General features: G+C 70.6%; 12 protein-coding genes and 2 pseudogenes. 8 read left to right on the top strand and 6 right to left on the bottom strand.

The genetic code is table 11. From position 1 onward, the window contains the following. The first annotated feature begins 18 nt into the window (after positions 1–18). From ACIBJB_RS21010 to ACIBJB_RS21030, 5 genes are all read left to right on the top strand, one after another. Positions 19–1,215, top strand: a complete 1,197-nt coding sequence (locus ACIBJB_RS21010; protein ID WP_398932600.1) for a cysteine desulfurase-like protein — start codon at positions 19–21, stop codon at positions 1,213–1,215. Positions 1,216–1,228: 13 nt separating this feature from the next. Beyond that, a complete protein-coding gene (locus tag ACIBJB_RS21015) occupies positions 1,229–2,017 on the top strand; it encodes a DUF427 domain-containing protein (protein WP_398932601.1) in 789 nt (262 codons plus the stop codon). Positions 2,018–2,153: 136 nt separating this feature from the next. Then, the gene (locus tag ACIBJB_RS21020) at positions 2,154–5,531 is read left to right on the top strand and encodes a pyruvate carboxylase (protein ID WP_398932602.1); all 3,378 of its coding nucleotides are present in this window, start codon (positions 2,154–2,156) and stop codon (positions 5,529–5,531) included. 41 nt (positions 5,532–5,572) lie between these two features. Beyond that, complete coding sequence (locus tag ACIBJB_RS21025) at positions 5,573–7,018, top strand: alpha-amylase (protein WP_398932603.1); 1,446 nt, start codon at positions 5,573–5,575, stop codon at positions 7,016–7,018. A gap of 107 nt (positions 7,019–7,125) precedes the next feature. Beyond that, positions 7,126–8,601 carry an MFS transporter gene (locus tag ACIBJB_RS21030; RefSeq protein ID WP_398932697.1) on the top strand — a complete coding sequence of 492 codons (1,476 nt, stop codon included), beginning with the start codon at positions 7,126–7,128 and terminating at the stop codon, positions 8,599–8,601. 161 nt (positions 8,602–8,762) lie between these two features. Here the strand turns inward: ACIBJB_RS21030 and ACIBJB_RS21035 are convergent. From ACIBJB_RS21035 to ACIBJB_RS21045, 3 genes and pseudogenes are all read right to left on the bottom strand, one after another. After that, positions 8,763–10,243 (bottom strand): annotated as a pseudogene (locus ACIBJB_RS21035) (IS1182 family transposase). 40 nt (positions 10,244–10,283) lie between these two features. Further along, a complete protein-coding gene (locus ACIBJB_RS21040; protein WP_398932604.1) occupies positions 10,284–10,658 on the bottom strand; it encodes an ester cyclase in 375 nt (124 codons plus the stop codon). A 62-nt stretch (positions 10,659–10,720) separates the two neighbouring features. Then, positions 10,721–11,296 (bottom strand): YdeI family protein, encoded by a 576-nt coding sequence (locus ACIBJB_RS21045; RefSeq protein ID WP_398932605.1) that lies wholly within the window; start codon positions 11,294–11,296, stop codon positions 10,721–10,723. 374 nt (positions 11,297–11,670) lie between these two features. Between ACIBJB_RS21045 and ACIBJB_RS21050 the strand changes: the two genes are divergently transcribed. Then, positions 11,671–12,633 (top strand): RNA polymerase subunit sigma-70, encoded by a 963-nt coding sequence (locus tag ACIBJB_RS21050; RefSeq protein WP_398932606.1) that lies wholly within the window; start codon positions 11,671–11,673, stop codon positions 12,631–12,633. A 63-nt stretch (positions 12,634–12,696) separates the two neighbouring features. Here the strand turns inward: ACIBJB_RS21050 and ACIBJB_RS21055 are convergent, their stop codons facing one another. Beyond that, complete coding sequence (locus tag ACIBJB_RS21055; RefSeq protein ID WP_398932607.1) at positions 12,697–13,104, bottom strand: SgcJ/EcaC family oxidoreductase; 408 nt, start codon at positions 13,102–13,104, stop codon at positions 12,697–12,699. A 233-nt stretch (positions 13,105–13,337) separates the two neighbouring features. Between ACIBJB_RS21055 and ACIBJB_RS21060 the strand changes: the two genes are divergently transcribed. Beyond that, on the top strand, positions 13,338–13,880 hold the full coding sequence (locus ACIBJB_RS21060; RefSeq protein WP_398932608.1) for a hypothetical protein: 543 nt from the start codon (positions 13,338–13,340) through the stop codon (positions 13,878–13,880). Between the two features lie 71 nt (positions 13,881–13,951). After that, positions 13,952–15,477, top strand: a pseudogene (locus ACIBJB_RS21065) (ISKra4 family transposase). A 45-nt stretch (positions 15,478–15,522) separates the two neighbouring features. Here the strand turns inward: ACIBJB_RS21065 and ACIBJB_RS21070 are convergent. Together ACIBJB_RS21070 and ACIBJB_RS21075 are read right to left on the bottom strand one after the other, a co-directional pair. Then, entirely contained in the window at positions 15,523–16,287 is a 765-nt protein-coding gene (locus ACIBJB_RS21070) for a response regulator transcription factor (protein ID WP_398932609.1), read from the bottom strand. Positions 16,288–16,495: 208 nt separating this feature from the next. Continuing rightward, entirely contained in the window at positions 16,496–19,399 is a 2,904-nt protein-coding gene (locus ACIBJB_RS21075; RefSeq protein WP_398932698.1) for a glycosyl hydrolase 115 family protein, read from the bottom strand. Between the last annotated feature and the right edge of the window lie 133 nt (positions 19,400–19,532).

Below are 19,532 nucleotides of genomic sequence, written 5' to 3' on the forward strand. Positions count from 1 at the left end.
CGGACCGAGGAGCCCCACGTGACGTACGACATCGCCGCACTCCGCTCCCACTTCCCGGCCCTGGCCGCCGGTATCGCCCACTTCGACGGCCCCGGCGGCACCCAGACCCCCGAGCCCGTCATCCGGGCCATCGCCGACGCCCTGGCGCAGCCCCTGTCGAACCGGGGGCAGGTGACGCTGGGGGAGCGCAACGCCGAGGCCCTCGTCACCGGGGCCCGCCGGGCGATGGCCGACCTGCTCGGGACGAGTCCCTCGGGGATCGTCTTCGGCCGCAGCGCCACCCAACTCACCTACGACGTCGCACGCACCCTCGCCAAGACCTGGTCACCGGGTGACGAGGTGATCGTCACCCGCCTCGACCACGACGCCAACATCCGCCCCTGGATCCAGTCGGGAGCCACCGTACGGTGGGCCGAATTCGACCCGGAGACAGGCGAGTTGACGGTCGACGCCATCCGGGCCGTCCTGTCCGAGCGGACCCGGCTCGTCGCCGTCACCGCGGCCTCCAACCTGATCGGCACCCGCCCCGACATCCCCGCGATCGCCCGGGCGGCACACGAGGTCGGCGCACTCGTCCACGTCGACGGTGTCCACCACGCGGCCCACACCCTGGTCGATCTCGAAGCGCTCGGCGCGGACTTCTTCACCTGCTCCCCGTACAAGTTCCTCGGCCCGCACCACGGAGTCCTCGCCGCCCGCCCGGAGTTGCTGGAGACCCTGCACCCGGACAAGCTCCTGCCCTCCACCGACGCCGTCCCGGAGCGCTTCGAACTGGGCACGCTGCCCTACGAGTTCCTCGCCGGCACGACAGCCGCGGTCGACTTCCTCGCCGAGCGGCTGGACCCGGCGGCCACCGGCACCCGGCGGGAGCGGCTCGCCGCCGGGTTCGCCGCGCTCGAAGCCCACGAACGGGTCCTGCGCGCCCGGATCGACGAGGGCCTCGCCGCGCTCGACGGCGTCACCGTCCACTCCAGGGCCGCCGACCGCACCCCGACCGTCCTGCTGACCTTCGAGGAGCACAGCACGGCCGACGCGTACGGCTTCCTCGCCGAACGCGGCGTCCAGGCCCCGGCGGGCTCCTTCTACGCCATCGAGGCCTCCCGCCACCTCGGCCTCGGCGACACCGGCGGCCTGCGCGTCGGCCTCGCCCCCTACAACGACGCACAGGACGTCGACCGGCTCCTGACGGGACTGACCGACTTCCTCAAGAGGTGAAGGAGACACGCTCATGACCACCTTCCCCACCGCACGAGACGTACGGACCACACCGGAAGGACTGCTGTGGGAGCCCAGCGAACGCTGGGTGCGCGGCCGCAAGGGAGACATCACCGTCGTCGACAGCCGGCACCCCGTCCTCGTCTGGGAACCGGACGTCCCCGTACCGCTGTACGCCTTCCCGCGCGCCGACGTCCGCGAGGACCTGCTCCGGCCCGCGAAGAACCCGGCCACCGGCACCCACACCGGTTCGCGGATCTTCTACGACCTCGAGGCCGACGGCGAACTCGTCGAGAACGCCGCCTGGACCTTCCCGGCCGCCGACCTGGCCGACCACATCGCCTTCGCGTGGTTCCGGCGCTGGGGCACCGGCCTCGACCACTGGTACGAGGAGGAGGAAGAGATCTTCGTCCACCCCCGTGACCCGCACAAACGCGTCGACGCCATGCCCAGCAGCCGCCATGTCCGGGTCGAGATCGACGGGACGGTCGTCGCCGACACCCGCCGTCCCGTCCTGCTCTTCGAGACGGGCCTGCCCACGCGCTACTACATCCCGCGCGAGGACGTCCGCCTCGACCTCTTCGACGCCACCGACCACCACACCGACTGCCCCTACAAGGGCACCGCCGCGTACTGGTCGACGGGTGGCCACGCGAACATCCTCTGGAGCTACCCGGACCCGCTCCCCGCCGTGGCCGCCGTCAAGGGGCTGCTCGCGTTCTACAACGAAGCCGTCGACATCACCGTGGACGGAGAGCGCCTGGAGCGGCCGGTGACCCCGTTCACCGGCACCGTGAAGTGATCGTCCCGAGCGGCCACCGCCGCACCTGCGCGAATTACCCCCAAAACCGTCCGCGACACGTGACCTGACTCTCATGGCCACCGACAGCCTTTGCCGAGAACATGGGTGCGTCACCGGCAGGCCGAAGGGAACGGGAATGCTCCGCAAGGTACTGGTCGCCAACCGTGGTGAGATCGCGATCCGCGCGTTTCGCGCTGGATTCGAGGTGGGCGCGAGGACGGTCGCCGTCTTCCCGCACGAGGACCGCAACTCACTGCACCGGCTCAAGGCCGACGAGGCCTACGAGATCGGCGAACCGGGCCATCCCGTGCGGGCCTACCTCTCCGTCGACGAGATCATCCGCGCCGCCCGCCAGGCCGGTGCCGATGCCGTCTACCCCGGCTACGGCTTCCTGTCCGAGAACCCCGAGCTCGCGCGCGCGTGCGAGGAAGCGGGCATCACCTTCGTCGGCCCCAGCGCCGACATCCTCGAACTGACCGGCAACAAGGCCCGCGCGGTCGCCGCCGCCCGTGCCGCAGGCGTACCGGTCCTGGGCTCCTCGGAACCGTCCGACGACGTGGACGAGCTGGTCAGGGTCGCCGAGGATGTCGGCTTCCCGCTGTTCGTCAAGGCAGTCGCCGGCGGCGGCGGACGCGGAATGCGGCGGGTCGAGGACCCCGCCCAGCTGCGCGAGTCCATCGAGGCGGCCGCGCGTGAGGCGGCCTCGGCCTTCGGCGACTCGACCGTCTTCCTGGAGAAGGCCGTCGTCGAGCCCCGCCACATCGAGGTGCAGATCCTCGCCGACGGGCACGGCAACGTCATCCACCTCTACGAGCGCGACTGCTCGGTGCAGCGCCGCCACCAGAAGGTCATCGAGCTCGCCCCCGCGCCCAACCTCGACCCGGACCTGCGCGACCGGATCTGCGCCGACGCCGTCCGGTTCGCCCGCGAGATCGGCTACCGCAACGCGGGCACCGTGGAGTTCCTCCTCGACCGCGAGGGCAACCACGTCTTCATCGAGATGAACCCGCGCATCCAGGTCGAGCACACGGTCACCGAGGAGGTCACCGACGTCGACCTCGTCCAGGCCCAGCTGCGCATCGCCGCCGGCGCCACCCTCGCCGAGCTCGGCCTGTCCCAGGAGACGGTGCAGCTGCACGGCGCGGCCCTCCAGTGCCGTATCACCACCGAGGACCCCGCCAACGGCTTCCGCCCCGACACCGGCCGCATCAGCGCCTACCGCTCGCCCGGCGGCTCCGGCATCCGCCTCGACGGCGGCACCACCCACGCCGGTACGGAGATCAGCGCCCACTTCGACTCGATGCTGGTCAAGCTCTCCTGCCGGGGCCGGGACTTCACCACCGCGGTCAACCGGGCCCGGCGTGCCGTGGCCGAGTTCCGCATCCGGGGCGTGGCCACCAACATCCCGTTCCTCCAGGCCGTCCTCGACGACCCGGACTTCCAGGCGGGCAACGTCACCACGTCGTTCATCGAGCAGCGCCCGCACCTGCTGACCTCCCGGCACTCGGCCGACCGCGGCACCAAGCTGCTCACCTACCTGGCCGACCGGACCGTGAACAAGCCGCACGGCGAGCGGCCCGACGTGATCGACCCGGTCACAAAGCTGCCCCGTGTGGACACCGCGGTGGAGCCGCCGGCAGGCTCCAAGCAGCGGCTCACCGAGCTGGGCCCCGAGGGCTTCGCCGGCTGGCTGCGCGAGTCGCCGACCATCGGCGTCACCGACACCACCTTCCGCGACGCCCACCAGTCGCTGCTGGCGACCCGCGTGCGCACCAAGGACATGCTCGCCGTCGCCCCGGCCGTCGCCCGCACCCTGCCCGAACTGCTCTCCCTGGAGTGCTGGGGCGGTGCCACCTACGACGTCGCCCTGCGATTCCTCGCCGAGGACCCCTGGGAGCGGCTGGCCGCCCTGCGCGAGGCCGTCCCCAACATCTGCCTCCAGATGCTGCTGCGCGGCCGCAACACCGTCGGCTACACCCCGTACCCCACCGAGGTCACGGACGCCTTCGTGCAGGAGGCCGCCGAGACCGGCATCGACATCTTCCGCATCTTCGACGCACTCAACGACGTCAGCCAGATGCGCCCCGCCATCGAGGCGGTACGGGCCACGGGCACGTCGATCGCCGAGGTCGCCCTCTGCTACACCTCGGACCTGTCCGACCCGAACGAACGCCTCTACACCCTCGACTACTACCTGCGCCTCGCCGAGCAGATCGTCGACGCGGGCGCCCACGTCCTGGCCGTCAAGGACATGGCGGGCCTGCTGCGCGCCCCCGCCGCGGCGAAGCTGGTGTCGGCCCTGCGCCGCGAGTTCGACCTCCCGGTGCACATCCACACCCACGACACCGCGGGCGGCCAGCTCGCCACCTACCTGGCCGCGATCCAGGCGGGCGCGGACGCCGTGGACGGTGCCGTGGCCTCCATGGCCGGTACGACCTCGCAGCCCTCCCTCTCCGCGATCGTCGCCGCGACCGACCACTCCGACCGGCCCACCGGCCTCGACCTCAGGGCTGTCGGCGACCTGGAGCCGTACTGGGAGAGCGTCCGCAAGATCTACGCGCCCTTCGAAGCGGGCCTCGCCTCCCCGACCGGGCGCGTCTACGACCACGAGATCCCCGGCGGCCAGCTCTCCAACCTGCGCACCCAGGCCGTCGCCCTCGGGCTCGGCGACCGGTTCGAGGACATCGAGGCGATGTACGCGGCCGCCGACAGGATCCTCGGCCACCTGGTGAAGGTCACCCCGTCCTCCAAGGTGGTCGGCGACCTCGCCCTGCACCTGGTCGGCGCCGGGGTCACCCCGAAGGAGTTCGAGGAGACGCCGGACCGCTTCGACATCCCCGACTCGGTGATCGGTTTCCTGCGCGGCGAGCTGGGCACCCCGCCCGGCGGCTGGCCCGAGCCGTTCCGCACCAAGGCGTTGCAGGGCCGCGCCGACGCCAAGCCCGTCCAGGAGCTGAACGCCGAGGACCGCACCGGCCTTGAGAAGGACCGCCGCTCGACCCTCAACCGGCTCCTGTTCCCCGCCCCGACCCGCGAGTACGAGGCACACCGGCAGTCCTACGGCGACACCAGCCTCCTGGACAGCAAGGACTTCTTCTACGGCCTCAGGCCGGGCAAGGAGTACGCCGTCGACCTGGAACCCGGTGTCCGGCTCCTCATCGCGCTGGAGGCGATCGGTGAGGCCGACGAGCGGGGCATGCGCACGGTGATGTCCACGCTCAACGGTCAGCTGCGGCCCATCCAGATCCGCGACCGCGCGGCCTCCTCCGACATCCCGACCACGGAGAAGGCCGACCGCTCGAACCCCGGGCATGTCGCCGCCCCGTTCGCCGGTGTGGTCACGCTGGCGGTCGCCGAGGGCGACGAGGTCGACGCCGGGGCGACCGTGGCCACCATCGAGGCCATGAAGATGGAGGCAGCGATCACCGCGTCGAAGGCGGGTCGTGTGTCCCGGCTCGCCATCAACAAGATCCAGCAGGTGGAGGGCGGCGACCTGCTGGTCGAGATCGCCTGAGCCCACCAGCGGTGCGGACGTGACAGGGAGGAGCCCTTGTCATGGCAGTGATCCACGAGATCAACACCCTCGTGTGGCTGAGCGAGTTGAGCGGTCGCTACGGCCGTCCCGTCACCCTCGGTGACGTGCCGGGCGAGGTCTGGGACTCCGTGGCGCTGCCCGGCGTCGACACCGTCTGGCTGATGGGCGTATGGCAGCGCAGTCCGGCCGGGCGGGAGATCGCCCTGCGCGACGAGGGGCTCAGGGCCGCCTTCCGCGAGGCCCTGCCCGACGTCACGGACGCGGACATCGCCGGATCGCCGTACTGCGTACGCGGCTATGTCGTCGACGCATCCCTCGGAGGACCCGAAGGCCTGGCCGCCGCCCGCACCCAACTCGCCGCGCGAGGACTGCGGTTGATCCTCGATTACGTCCCCAACCACGTGGCCCCCGACCACCCCTGGCTCACGTCGAGCCCGGAGCGTCTCGTCCGGGGCACCGCCGACGACTTGGCCCGCGCACCGGCCGACTTCATCGAGGCCGGGGGAAAGGTCTACGCCCGCGGCCGTGACCCCTACTTCCCGCCCTGGCCGGACGTGGTCCAGCTGAACGCTTTCAGCGACGCGCTGCGCGAGGCGACCGTGGACACCCTCGTGTCCATCGGCGACCAGGCCGACGGCGTGCGCTGCGACATGGCCATGCTGCTGATGAACGACATCTTCGGGAAGACCTGGGGGGACCGCGCGGGCACGGCCCCCGCCGAGGACTTCTGGCCGTACGTCATCCCGCGTGTGCGGGCCCGGCACCCCGATCTCCTCTTCGTCGCCGAGGCCTACTGGGACCTCGAAGGGGCCCTCCGGCAGCAGGGCTTCGACCACTGCTACGACAAACGCCTCTACGACCGTCTGCTGCACGAGAGCGCCGGCTCCGTCCGCGACCACCTGGGCGCCGACCTCGCCCACCAGCGCGGTCTCGTCCGCTTCCTGGAGAACCACGACGAGCCCCGGGCCGCCGCCACCCTGCCCGGCGACCGGGGCCGGGCGGCGGCCGTGGCCGTGGCGACCCTGCCGGGCGCGACCCTCTGGCACGAGGGCCAGTTCGAGGGCCGCCGGGTACGCCTCCCCGTGTTCCTGAGCCGCAGGCCCGAGGAGCCCGTCGACGAGCCCCTGCGCGACTTCTACGGTCGGCTGCTGCCCGTCGCTGCCGCCGTACGCCGAGGAGACTGGCGGCTGCTGACACCGACGGGCCGGCCGGACAACGACACGCACCGCGACCTGCTCGCCTGGACCTGGACCCACGCCGACGCCCGCCATCTGGTCGTCGTGAACGACTCCGACCGCCCGGCCCGGGCGAGGCTGCCGCTGCCGTGGGACGACCTGCGGGGCCGCGTGTGCCGCGCGACCGACCTGCTCACCGGGGAGGTGTACGACCGTGACGGGGACGAACTGGCCGACTGCGGTCTGTTCGTGTCCCTGGGGGGCTGGGGGTACCACGTCCTCAAGTGGTGACGGCCACGGCGGGGGCGTACGGTCGAACGGAGACCATGAGCAGCGACCCGCAGGCGAGTTCTGCACCACGGACGGCCCCACCGGACTCCGGCGGCGGCGGAAACGCCATGGCCCTTCTCGTCATCGCGTCCTGCCAGCTCATGGTGGTGCTCGACATCACCATCGTGAACATCGCGCTCCCGGACATCCAGCGCTCCCTCGACTTCTCCACCACCAGCCTGGCCTGGGTGGTCAACGCGTACACCCTCACCTTCGGCGGGCTGTTGCTGCTCGGCGGCAGGACCGGCGACATCCTCGGCAGACGCCGCGTGTTCGTCTTCGGAGTACTGCTGTTCGTGCTCGCGTCCCTGCTCGGCGGGCTCGCGCAGAACGAGGCCCAACTCCTCGCCGCACGTGCCCTCCAGGGCGTAGGCGGCGCCATCGCGTCCCCGACCGCCCTCTCCCTGGTCAGTACGACCTTCCGTGAAGGCCCCGAGCGCAACCGGGCGTTCGGCGTCTTCGCCGCGGTGTCGGCGGGCGGCGGAGCGATCGGACTGCTGGCCGGCGGGGTCCTCGTCGAGTACCTCAACTGGCGGTGGGTGCTGTTCGTCAACGTCCCCATCGGACTGCTCATCGCGCTCGCCACGCCCCGCTGGATCCGTGAGTCGGAGCGGCATCCCGGCAACTTCGACATCGCCGGTGCGCTGACCGCCACCGCGGGCATGGTGCTGCTGGTGTACGGCTTCATCCGCGCTGCCCAGGAAGGCTGGCGGGACGCGTTCACCCTGGCCTCGTTCGCCGCCGCGGTCGTCCTCCTCGTGGTGTTCGTGCTGATCGAGAAGCGATCCCGGCAGCCGATCACCCCGCTGCACATGTTCGCCGACCGCAACCGCGCGGGCACCTACGGCATCATGCTGTGCCTCGCGGCCGCGATCTTCGGCATGTTCTTCTTCCTGACCCTCTTCACACAGAACGTGCTCGACTTCAGCCCGTTGGCGACCGGGTTCGCGTTCCTCCCGGTCAGCGCGGTCATCGCGATCGGCGCCGGTCTCGCCTCGCGTTTCCTGCCCGTGTACGGGCCCAAGCCCTTCATGGTCGGGGGCGCGATCCTCGCGGCGGCCGGGCTGGGCTGGCTGACCCAGACGGACGTCCACTCCACCTACGCGGGCAGTGTCCTCGGGCCGATGCTCGTCTTCAGCCTCGGCATGGGCATGGAGTTCGTGTCGCTGACCCTGATGGCGCTGTCCAACGTGCCCACCGCGGAGACCGGCGCGGCCTCCGGGCTCCTCAACGCCACCCAGCAGGTGGGCGGTTCGCTCGGGTTGTCCATCCTGGTCACGATGTTCGGCACGGCCAGCACCAACGAGGCGGAGAAGCAGGTCCCGCGCTTCCTCGCCCAGGCCACCCCGGCCGAGCGCCGTCTGTTCCAGCGCACCGGTCAGCTCCCGGGCTCCTGGGGCGACGAGGTCCTCACCGCCGGCGTCTCGGCCGCCTTCGTGATGGCCGCGATCTTCACGGTGGTCGCCGCGCTCATCGCCGTCGTGGTCATCCAGGTCCGCCCCTCCGACCTGGAACGCCTCAAGGGCGGGCCGCCGGTGCCCTAGGAGCGTGTCTCGGTAACGGGCAACTGGCCGGGAGGTCGTGATGGGCGGGATCGGTCGTGGTCGCCCGGTCAGCGCCTGTGGGGCCGATGGGCGGGTCGGTCGGAGGGGGATTGCGGCCCGCTGAGGCCGGTGTGGCCCGCTGAGGCCGTTGGCCGGGCTGGTCAGCCGATCGCCGCGGCGAGTCCTACGGTTCCGGCGTGTCGGAAGATCTTGCGGAGGTTGTGGCAGGCGGCCGGCAGTCGCCACTCGCCGCGGGCGCCGTCCTCGCCGCGTAGGAGGAGTTGGCGGCCGTTCTGGCAGGTCATGATCTGGCCGAAGACGGGTTCGACGATGGCTTTGCGGCGGCTGTAGGCGGCCTTGCCGGGCTTGGTCCGCAGTGTGCGGGCCATGCGCTCCTTGAGGGTGGCGCTGGCGGGTATGCGTCCGCGGGGTGCGGGCGGGACCTGTTCGTCGTGGCCGAGTCGGCCGGTGGCCATGAACGTGTCGGTGCCGCAGGCGAGTTGGCGCTCTTGGGCGGCTTGCAGGTTGGTCCCGGAGCAGTAGCCGGCGTCGACGAGGGCCTGCTTGGGGTGGACGCCGGTGTTGTGCGCGGACTGGTCGAGCATCGGGGTGTAGTTCCGGGCGTCCGATGCGTTGGTGGTGATGTCGGCGGCCGTGATGACCTGGTGCTTTTCATCGACGACGGCCTGGGCGTTGTAGGCCTGGATGTAGGCGCCGTCGCTGTTCTTCATGATCCGCGAGTCGGGGTCGGTGAAGTTGGCCTGCGCCTTGGGCTTGGGCCGGGCCTTGGCTGCTGTCTGCTCGCCCGCGTCGGTGACGGCCCGCTCGTCGCTGGTCCCGGCGCGCTCCTGACGGCGGCGTTCCTGTCCTGGGCGTGAGCGCGGGCCTTGTCGGCGGCCTCGGCCTCGATCTGCGCGCGGGCGGCCTGCAGCCTGGCCAGGCGCTTCTCACGCCGGTCCAGCTCGGCGGGCAGGTCGGCCTCTTTGCCGTCCACGCCGAACCGGGCATCTTCGGCGGTATCGACTGCTTCGGCGTCGTCCAGCAGGGACCGGGCCGTGGACTCCAGGGCGGCGATCTCGGCTTCGATCTGCTCTTCCTTGCCGATCAGGCGGCCGTAGCTCATCGCCTTGTGCTCGGAGGCGCTGGCCTCCAGCTTGGTGCCGTCCAGCGCGACGCGACCCATCTTGACCATGTCCAGCTTCCGCGCCAGGTGCAGCGACTGCAGGAACAGGTCGGCGAGCGCGTCCAGGTGGCGGCGGCGGAACCGTGAGATCGAGCGGAAGTCCGGAGCCTGGTCGGCGGCCAGGAACCGGAACGCGACGTCATCGACACACTTACGCGCGATCGCCCGCGAGGAGCGCACCCCGGTGGTGTAGCCGTAGATCAGCAGCCGCACCATCAGCCGCGGATCGTACGGCGGGTAGCCGCGCTTTTCGGTGTAGTCCGCCAGAATCGGCGACAAGTCGAGCACCTCGTCGACCAGATCGGAGACGAACCGGGCCAGGTGGTCCTCGGGCAGCCAGTCGTCCAGCGATGGCGGCAGCAGCAGGACCTGGTGCGGTTCGAACGCCCGGAACGTCTTGCCCACCGCCGCCGGACGACCCTGCGGCTGCTTCGTCTCGACCGGCTCGACCTCGAACAGCCCATCGTTGCCACGCATACCGCAGTCATCCCGCATGTGATCAGCCCGGGTTCGCGCTGCTGTCCGCGGAGCGGTTGAGTGTGGATATGCCCCACAGCTCGGTGATGCGGCCGTCTTGTACTCGGAAGATCTCCATCATCGAAGGGGACGGTTCCTCGATGCCCGCCCGGACGCCGTGCAAGGTCGTGCGAACCGCGGCTTTGTCCGCATCCACGAGCATGTCCTCGACGATGACCCGGATGTTGGGGAACATGCTGTGGAGCCCGCTCCACGCCTTCACGACGCTGTCGACGCCAACGGTGCCCAGCGGGTGGCTCACGAAGTCGGCGCAGAAGAGTTCCTGCGCCGCAGCGAGGTCACGGGCGTTGAACGCCTCGTACATGCGCTGCGCGACGGCTCGTACGTCGTCGGTCATCTCACGCTGCTTTCGGAAAGTGGACGGGATCAGCAAGGGGGTGAACGCCACGGGCGGCGTTTTCAGGGGTGGAGCTTCTGCTGGTCGGCCAGCATCGCTACATACTTCTGGATCCGCCGCGCCCGGGTCTCGGGCTTCTTCGCGTCCTGGACGCGGTACAGGATCGCGTATCGGTTCTGGCCGTCCAGTGCCGCGAAAAACTCCGCAGCGGCGGGGTTCGCCGCGAGGACCTCGGCCAGATCGTCCGGCACCGAGGCGTTCTTCGCCCCGTCGTACGCGGCATCCCAGCGGCCATCCGCCTTGGCACGCTCGACCTCGGCAAGTCCCGGCGGTCGCATGCGTCCCTGTTCGAGCAGGGCCGCGACTTTATCGCGGTTGATCTTGGACCACTTGCTCTTCGGCTTGCGCGGCGTGAACCGCTGCAGCCAATGGCAGTCGTCGAACTTGCGCTTCTGTCCGTCGATCCAGCCGTAGCAAAGTGCCACATCGAGGGCCTGCGCGTAGTCCAGAGCCACGACCCCGCGGGCCTTCTTCCTGAGCTTCAGCCAGATCCCGGGCGAGGAAGAGTGATGCTCGCCCAGCCAGCACTCGAATGCCTCGCCAGACTCGAACAGAATGATTTCCAAGTCATCAGCCACCTCGGCAGTGAACCATGCGCTGGCCAACCGTTATGGCGCATTCGCACATGGTGTGATGACCACCCCCACGCACACCGGGATCATCCCCGCAAACGAGCGTGAAGCCTATGCAGGTTGGGTGCGGTTCGTTTCGAGTGAAGCTCGCGAGCAAGCGGTGAGGTCGTAATCCTGCTGGTCAAGGTGGGTAGATGCGCGGGTGCTCGTGGGCGGCGTGGAAGCCCGGTTCCTCACGTACCCGCCTGCTCCGCGCAGGACGCGGCGAGAGCACAGCGTCCGCCCGACCGATGTTCCCGGCAGCAGAACGGCTGCTACCGGCCCCGTGAGGCGGATACCGTAGGGGCGGATGAGCGGACCGGAAGGGCGGCAGCGCGGGGATGACGTCGACGGGGGACTTCGAGACCTTGGTGCAGCGGCACCGGCCGGAGTTGCTGGCGCACTGCTACCGGATGCTCGGCTCGGTCCACGACGCCGAGGAACTCGTGCAGGAGACGTGTCTGCGGGCGTGGCGTGCGCGGGACCGTTACGACTCGTCGCGTGCCTCCCTGCGGACCTGGCTGTACCGGATCGCCACGAATGCGTGTTTGACCGCGCTGGACGGGCTTGGCCGCCGCCCCATGCCCTCGGGTCTGGTCACCGAGAGCGAACCGCTGGGCCCGCTCGTCCACGGCGGGGAGGCAACCTGGTTGCAGCCACTCCCGGACAGCCTGCTCGGCCTGGGCGCCCCGGCCACCGCGGCGATCGACAGGGGCAGCCTGCGGCTGGCCTTCGTCGCAGCACTGCAATTGCTGTCACCGAGAGAGCGCGCCGTCCTGATCCTGCGCGACGTGCTCGACTACCCGGCGGCGGAGGCAGCGCACATCCTGGAGACCTCGGTCGCGGCCGTGAACAGCTCGCTGCAGAGGGCTCGCGCCCGGATCCGGGCCGCGGGAGTGCTGCAGGAGCAGGTCGCTGAGCCTTCCGACGCAGAGCAACGGTCGTGGGTGGACCGGTACATGGCGGCCTTCGTCCGGGCGGACATCCAAGGGTTGCTGCGGGTGGTGACCGAGGACGTCCTCATGGAGATGCCGCCCATGGTCAACTGGTTCACCGGCCGCGAGAACTACGCGAGCTTCATGGGCTGGGTGTTCGCCGAGGCCGGCAAGGCCTGGCGGTTGCTGCCGGTGCGGGCCAACGGGCAGGCCGGCTTCGCCGCCTATCGGCGCGGGGACGCCGGCGTGTTCGAGCTGCACACCCTGCAGGTTTTCACGGTCACGGCCGGCGGCATCAGCCGTGTCTCGGTCTTCCAGGACGCCGACGTGTTCGCCACCTTCGGCTTGGCGCAGAAGGTCGACGGCTGATCCGCCCGTCGGCGCGGGCCCGCCCGACAGGTGCGGGCGGACCCGTGCAGGACTGACTCTGGATCAGCTGGCGGACTTGGCCGGGCTGTTGTGGTAGGCGGCGATCAGCCAGGCGTCGTCGCGCTTCTCCAACACCCAGGTCGCGTACACGACCCGGTCGGCGGGAACCTCGGACTCGCCGGGGAAGAGGATGCCGGCCTCGCTCACGACGATCGCGCCGTCGCGACCCAGGAACCGGATCCCCAGTTGCCGGTTGCTCGTTGTGGTGCCCTTCAGGAAAGAGGCGAACCCCGCCGCCATGCCCTGCCGAACCTCCTCGCGGGAGGCGCGGTAGGAGCCGGGCATGATCGCGGTGGCTTCCTGCGTGTAGTCGGCGACGAAGGCGTCGGCGTCGCCGTCGTCCCATGCCTTGTAGAGGCTCTCAAGGACAGCAGTGATCGCGGCCGTGTCGTTCGCGCGGTTGTCGGACATCATTCTCTCCAGTCATTGCACTTGGTCGGGACCGAAGGGGCCCGTGAGTACATACCGGCGTCCCTTTCGGAACTCATCGCGCAAACCTCAAGATCTTCTCTTCGGAGCGCAGTCCCCTCCGCACCGTCGGCCTGCCGGCGTTTGAAAGCCGACCGGAGCCAGGGCGTGGACGATGCGGACGGGCTGTGTCCCGGGCTGCTCCTCTCTACCGTGGTGGTGAAGGAGGGTGGCGGATGGGCTCGCTGTTTGAGGAGTTGGAAGCACGCGAGGTGGCTGCCCGGGTGCGGGGGGAGGAGTTGGAGGCCGAGGTCGCCGAGCTGGCCGGGAAGCTGGAGCTGGCCCGGGAGAGCCTGGAGCGGTTGCGGATCGCGCGGGAGACGGTCGCCGAAGTGCTCGCGGAGATGACCCCGGAGAAGTCGGCGGCGGCCGTCGATGCTGGACAGCCGGCTGCGGGTGAGCGGCTCGCGTCGGCGTATGCGGGGGCCGAGCGGCAGGTCATCGGGGTGCTGACGGTGCCGAACTGGCAGCCCGGCATAGGTTCGGAGGTCCTGCCGCGGGCGTATCGGGACATCCTGGAGGTGGTGGCAGACGCGCCAGGGCCGGTCCGCGCCAAGCAGATCGTGCCGAGGATCGGCCTGCCGGCCGAGACCGGGAAGATCGAGGGCACGCGGTCGAAGTTGAAGCGGCTGGTGGACCGGGGCTGGCTGGACGAGGACACCCCGGGGATGTTCACCCCGGCCCGTCGCCGGATGGCTGCTTCGCCCAACTCCCGTTAACAGCAGGGCTCTTCCGCGCCTACATTCGAAGGTGCGACCCATATCGAAGCAGGACGGGAAGAGCCCCGGAGATGAAACCGTACGACACTCGTGCCACCACTGACCCCTTTGCGCGCTCGGTCAGCGCCTTCGAGACCCTGATGTGCACCTTGTCGGGCAGCGATGCGAGCGCGTGGACCCACGCCGAGCTGGAAGAACGCCTCGACGTGGCCGGGCGGGAGCTGTTACGACAACTGCTGCAGGACCATCTGGACCTGCGCGCGAGGCTGCAGGAGGAAGAGGTCCGTGGCAGCGGCGGGCCGCCCGTGACCGGGCCGGAGGGACAGGTGCGGCGCTGGCGGGAGACAGGACACTCGCGTTGGCTGGCCAGCGTGTTCGGACTGGTCCGGGTCACGCGGGTCGCCCACCGGGGCCGGGGCCTGGGCAATGTCCATCCCGCCGACGTCGCGCTGTCGCTGCCGGCTGGCCGGCATTCGATGGGCCTGCGTCGGCTCGCTGTCACCGAGGCCGTCCGCGGCTCGTTCGACCAGGCGCACGATGCGGTCGAGCGCGGCTGTGGGAAAGTGCTCGGCAAGCGCAGGCCGGAAGAGCTCGTGGTCGCCGCCGCGGTCGACGTCGACGACTTCTACCGGACCAGGATTCCGGCTCCCTGCAGCCGCGAGATGCCGTTGGTGGTCCAGGTGGACGGCAAGGGCGTGGTCATGCGGCCCGAGGCTCTGCGCGAGGCCACCCGCCGGGCCGCCGCGAAGGCCGCGACCGGTCATCGCGGCCGGCTCGCGCCGGGCGAGAAGCCGAACCGCAAGCGGATGGCGACCGTGGCCTGCGTCTTCGACACCCGCCCGGCTCCCCGGCGTCCGCACGATGTGATCCACCCGCCCGGCGGGCGCAGCGGCGAACGTCCCGCTCGCCCGGGGCCGAGGGCGGAGAACAAGTGGTGCACCGCCTCCCTGATCCGTCCGCCCGAGCAGGTCATCGCCGATGCCTTCGACCAGGCCGAGGCGCGCGATCCGAGGCATCTGCGGCCGTGGGTCGTCCTGGTCGACGGCGCCCGTCACCAGCTCGACCTGATCACCGCCGAGACCGACCGACGCGGCGTCACGGTGCACGTGCTGCTGGACTTCGTGCACGTCGCCGAGTACGTCTGGGCCGCAGCCCACGCTTTCCACAACCGGGCACCACCGAGGCCGAAGCCTGGGCAGCCGACCATCTGACCGCGATCCTCGCAGGCCACGCCGCCCGCACCGCCCACGCCATGACCGCACAAGCCACCCGGGAGCGACTGTCGACCACCCGGCGCGAGGCCGTCGATGCCTGCCACCGCTACCTGACCGGCCACCTCGACCAGCTCCGCTACGACACGGCACTTGCGAGCGGGTGGCCGATTGCCACCGGCGCGGTCGAGGGCGCCTGCCGCCACTTGATCGCCGACCGCCTCGACATCACCGGCGCCCGCTGGGGCCTGCCCGGAGCCGAAGCCGTCCTGCGACTGCGTGCCATCGTCTCCAACGGAGACCTCGACCCCTACTGGCGCTTCCATACCGCCCGTGAGCACGAGCGCCTCTACCCCAACCAGGAGAACTACGCCCTCACCGCTTGATCGCGACCGTCACTCGAAACGAGCCGCACCCATGCAGGTTGCCGGTTACTGGGACACGCTCCTAGGGACGAGCCCGAGCCGCTGGGCGTGCAGCACCGTACTGACGCGGTCGTGCGTGCCGAGCTTGCGGTAGATGTTCGCGATGTGCTTGTGGACCGTGCGCTCGGATATGCCGAGTCTGCGGCCGATCGACACGGCGGTCAGGGCGTCGCCGAGCAGGAGCAGCACGGTCGTCTCCCGGGGCGTGAGCGACACGTCGGCCGCCTCCTCGGACGGGGTGCTGAGCCGCCGCAGGAGCTGCCGCTGCTGCTCGACGGCGGCCAGCAGGGGCTGCAACTGCTCGGCCAGGCGCAGTTCGTCGTCGGTGAAGTCCCGCCCGGAGCGGTACACCATGCACCCGGTGACCGGGGTGGTCGACTGCGGCAGCGGAACGCCCAGCACATGGTCGACGTCCAGGACGCTGTCGAGCAGCCGCGCGGTCGGGCTTCCCGCCCAGCAACGGCCGGCCACCCGACGGGCCGTGACCGGCGCCCGGTCGGGTCTGTCCGCGTAGTGCCGGGCGAACGGATATCCCGCGCGCAGCAGCGCGGTGTCCTCGGCCCCGAGCGCGGCGAACTCCGTGGCGGCACCGGGGGACAGACCGAGCGTGCCCTCGCTCTCGTTCCAGTTGTCCAGCTTGTAGATCAGGGCGTCGCCACCGCACAGGACCGGCAGTTCGGCCGCCAGCAGGGGCCACAGTCGATCGGCGTCGCGTTCGTGGAGCGCGGCCACGGCGACCGACAGCACCCGCTCATACGCAGTTGTACCCATACCGGCCCAGTACCTCGCTGACCCACACTTCATCCGAGCACCATCGACGTTCTCGGATGTACTCCAGCACATCGAAGCTCCGGCGGGCCGCAGTGGGGGGAGGGCGGCCCGTCGGATACGCCTGTCTCCCCGCGGGGACGACAGCGCCGGCCGCGACGCGTGCGGGCCGCCGGCACGGGGGACCGGCGGCCCGCACGAAGTCCTCGGGCTACTGGTCCGGTGCCTCCAGGCCCGGACCGGGCGCGGGCTCCGGGTTGAACGCCGGGTGGTAGCTCTCCGGCGGCGCGAGGTAGGTGGCGGGCAGGCCGCCCGTGTCGATCACGATCTGGTCCACCGCGATCGCCGGATCGACCATGAAGACCCTCAGCACATGCTCCCCGGCCTCGGCGACCGTCACGGTGGCGGTCAGCCGCTCGACGCCGTCCTCCACCTGGCGGGCCCAGGCGTCCCCCCGGTTGCCGGTCGCGACGGCCTGCCCGGACAGCACGGTCACCGGCTGGTCGTCGAGTCCGACGGCCACCCGCCGCTGCCCGCGCTCGTCCAGCGAGGGCAGCCGGAAGACGGTGACGGGGAAGGTACCGGTGCTGCCGAACCGCACCCGGTACCGCAACTCCGGTGCACGGGAGGCGACGTCACCGGTGATCGGAGCCGCCGTGGAAGGAACGGCTTCGACGGCTCCCGTACGACGTCCCAGGCCCCGCACGGTCCGCCAGCGGCAGCCGCCTCGGCCCACCCGCTGGTCGGCGTGCGCCGCGTCGATCGACACGTAACCGTGGGCCTCGACGAAGCCACGGGCCCGGCGGCGGCCGTTGACCACCCGAAGCGGCACGTCGAAGCGCTGCCCCGCGCCGGTGAAGGCGACCGTGGCCTCCTGGGCACCCTCGGGCGCACGCTCCCAGTCGATCTCCACCCACACCCGCCGCTGTTCGGTGAGCGAGCCACCGGCCGTGCTGAGCCTCACCCACGGGTGACTGGCCTCGGCCGCCCAGTCCAGGGGCAGGAACCCGGTGTTGAAGACGTCGACGAAGCGCCGGTCGCGGGTGTACGAGGAGAACGACAGCGGCCGGCCAGCCCCGGTCTCGTTCCCCTCCGCCGCCACCCCGAGCCCGCTGGTCTCCTGCCGGGTCACCCTGGTGACGGTCGGGCGCCCCGGCGCCTTCGGAATCTGGGACGGGTACGGGTTGACGATCCCGTCCCACTTCCCGCCCGCCACCTCGGTGTTGTACCGGCTGGTGAGAGCAGCCTCCGCCGTGTGCGCGGCGAGCGCGAGGTCCGCGAAGCGGTTCGTGCCGGCCCCACGGCCCTGCCGGGCGGCGAGCGCGTTGCGGTCCGCCCAGTAGTACTTGAGGTTCATCAAGTACGCGCCGTGCACCGGATATTCGACCAGCTCGTAGAAGGCGTCCCGATATGCGTCGGGCAGCTCGGCGCCCACCGCCCGGACCTGCGCGAGGAGTCGGTCGTACGCTGCCATCCGGCGCCCGGCCTCGTCGCCGTGGTGGACGACGGAGACCAGGCCCGCGGCGATGAACTCGGGGCGCAGCTCCCCGGCGAGCCGGTAGTACTCCGTGCGGATCGCGGCGATCTCCCCGGCGTGGCGTCGCCCGAACTGCCTCCCCGCCCACTCCGCCAGGAAGCCCTCGACCTCGTCGGCCTCCCAGCGGTCCACGTCCCAGGCCATGTCCATCGCGAAGGACAGGCCGGTCTCGATCGACTTGAGGTCACCGACGTTGAAGATCCACATGCGGTCCGTGCCGTGCTCGTAGACCCGCCGCAACTCCTGCCAGACCTTGGCCACCTGGGTCGTGTCCAGCCACAGGTAGCTCTTCGGACGCCCCCAGTAGGAGAGGTGGTAGTAGATCCCGTTGCCGCCCGACCGCGCCCGCTCCGCCTCGTTCGGCAGCTGGCGCATGTTGCCGTGATTGTCGTCCGGCCAGATCAGCGTGACGTCGTCGGGGACCTGGACGCCCGCGTTGTACAGGTCCAGGACCTCCTTGTACGGGATGAAGATCTGCGGCTCGGCAGCCGCCCCGACCTCTTCGGCGAGGATCCGGCGCTGGTCGGCGATGATGTCGTTCATCACCACGACCTTCTCCGGGATCGTCGTCGCGTACTTCGTCTCCAGCGCGCTGTCGTGCAGGCCGCGCATGCCGAGCGTCCAGCTGCTCTCGAACGCCGCGTTCTGTCTCGCCCGCGCTCTCCAGTAGTCGGAGATGACAGCGGGATTGACCGTGTAGTCGTAGACCGGCGCACTGCCGTCGGTGTTCGGGTGCTCGGCGATCCACGGCTCCCACTCGTGGACACCGTTGCGGAGCAGGGCCTCGGGGTGGCTGGAGCCGACGACGATGCCGTAGCGGTCGGCGAGTTCGGGGTTCTCCCGGTACTTGTTGAAGAAGTCGGAGTACGGATGCATCGCCGGCCACAGGTAGTTGGCCTTCAGGCGCAGCAGCAGCTCGAAGACGCGCTTGTACGTCTCCGGGCCGATGTTCTTGTCGGTCTCCTGGGTGCGGTGGGACCAAGTGGTCAGATTCTGCTCGTCGTTGATGAAGATGCCGCGGTAGCGGACCGAGGGCTCATGGCGGGTGAAGGGTCCCGCGGGGACGGTCACCGTGTCGCGGCGCTCGACGGGGACGTCGGCCCACCAGTACCAGGGGGAGACGCCGATGCGTTCCGAGGTGTCGTAGATCCCGTAGACCGTGCCGCGCCGGTCGCTGCCCGCGATGACCAGGGCGCGGTCCACGCCGGGCAGCGGACGCTCGATCACCTGCGTCACGGACGCCTCCCAGCGGCCCTTCACCCGGGAGACGTCCAGGCGGCCCTGCGAGACGAGGCGGTCGATGGCGGGGCTCGCGCCGAGGGTGCCCACCAGGACGAGCAAGGGGGCGCTTCGGGGGAGCGTGTGCAGCAGGTCGGGTCTCGTCCCGGAGACCCGTTCGACGTCCGACTGGAGGTCGCCCGCGGCGCGGACGACGGCGGGGTCGTCCGCCGCGTCCACGAAGATACCGACGGCCGTGCCGCCCGCCGCCAGCGGGAAGGCGGGGCGGTCCGAGGCGACCGCGTGGGCGCTGGTGGGGATCAGTCCGGGGAGGAAGGGGGCCGCGCCGACGGCGGCCATTCCTCGGAGGAAGGACTTGCGGGTCCACTGCTGGTGCGGCACGAGACGCTCCCCCTGGTTGGCATGGTCAGGCCAGAAAGCGCTTTCTCGGAAACCCTAGGCGAGGCGTTCGCGGGGCGTCCAGAGGTGTGCG

The organism is Streptomyces sp. NPDC050759 (assembly GCF_044456945.1).
In the GTDB taxonomy this organism is placed as follows: Bacteria; Actinomycetota; Actinomycetes; order Streptomycetales; family Streptomycetaceae; genus Streptomyces.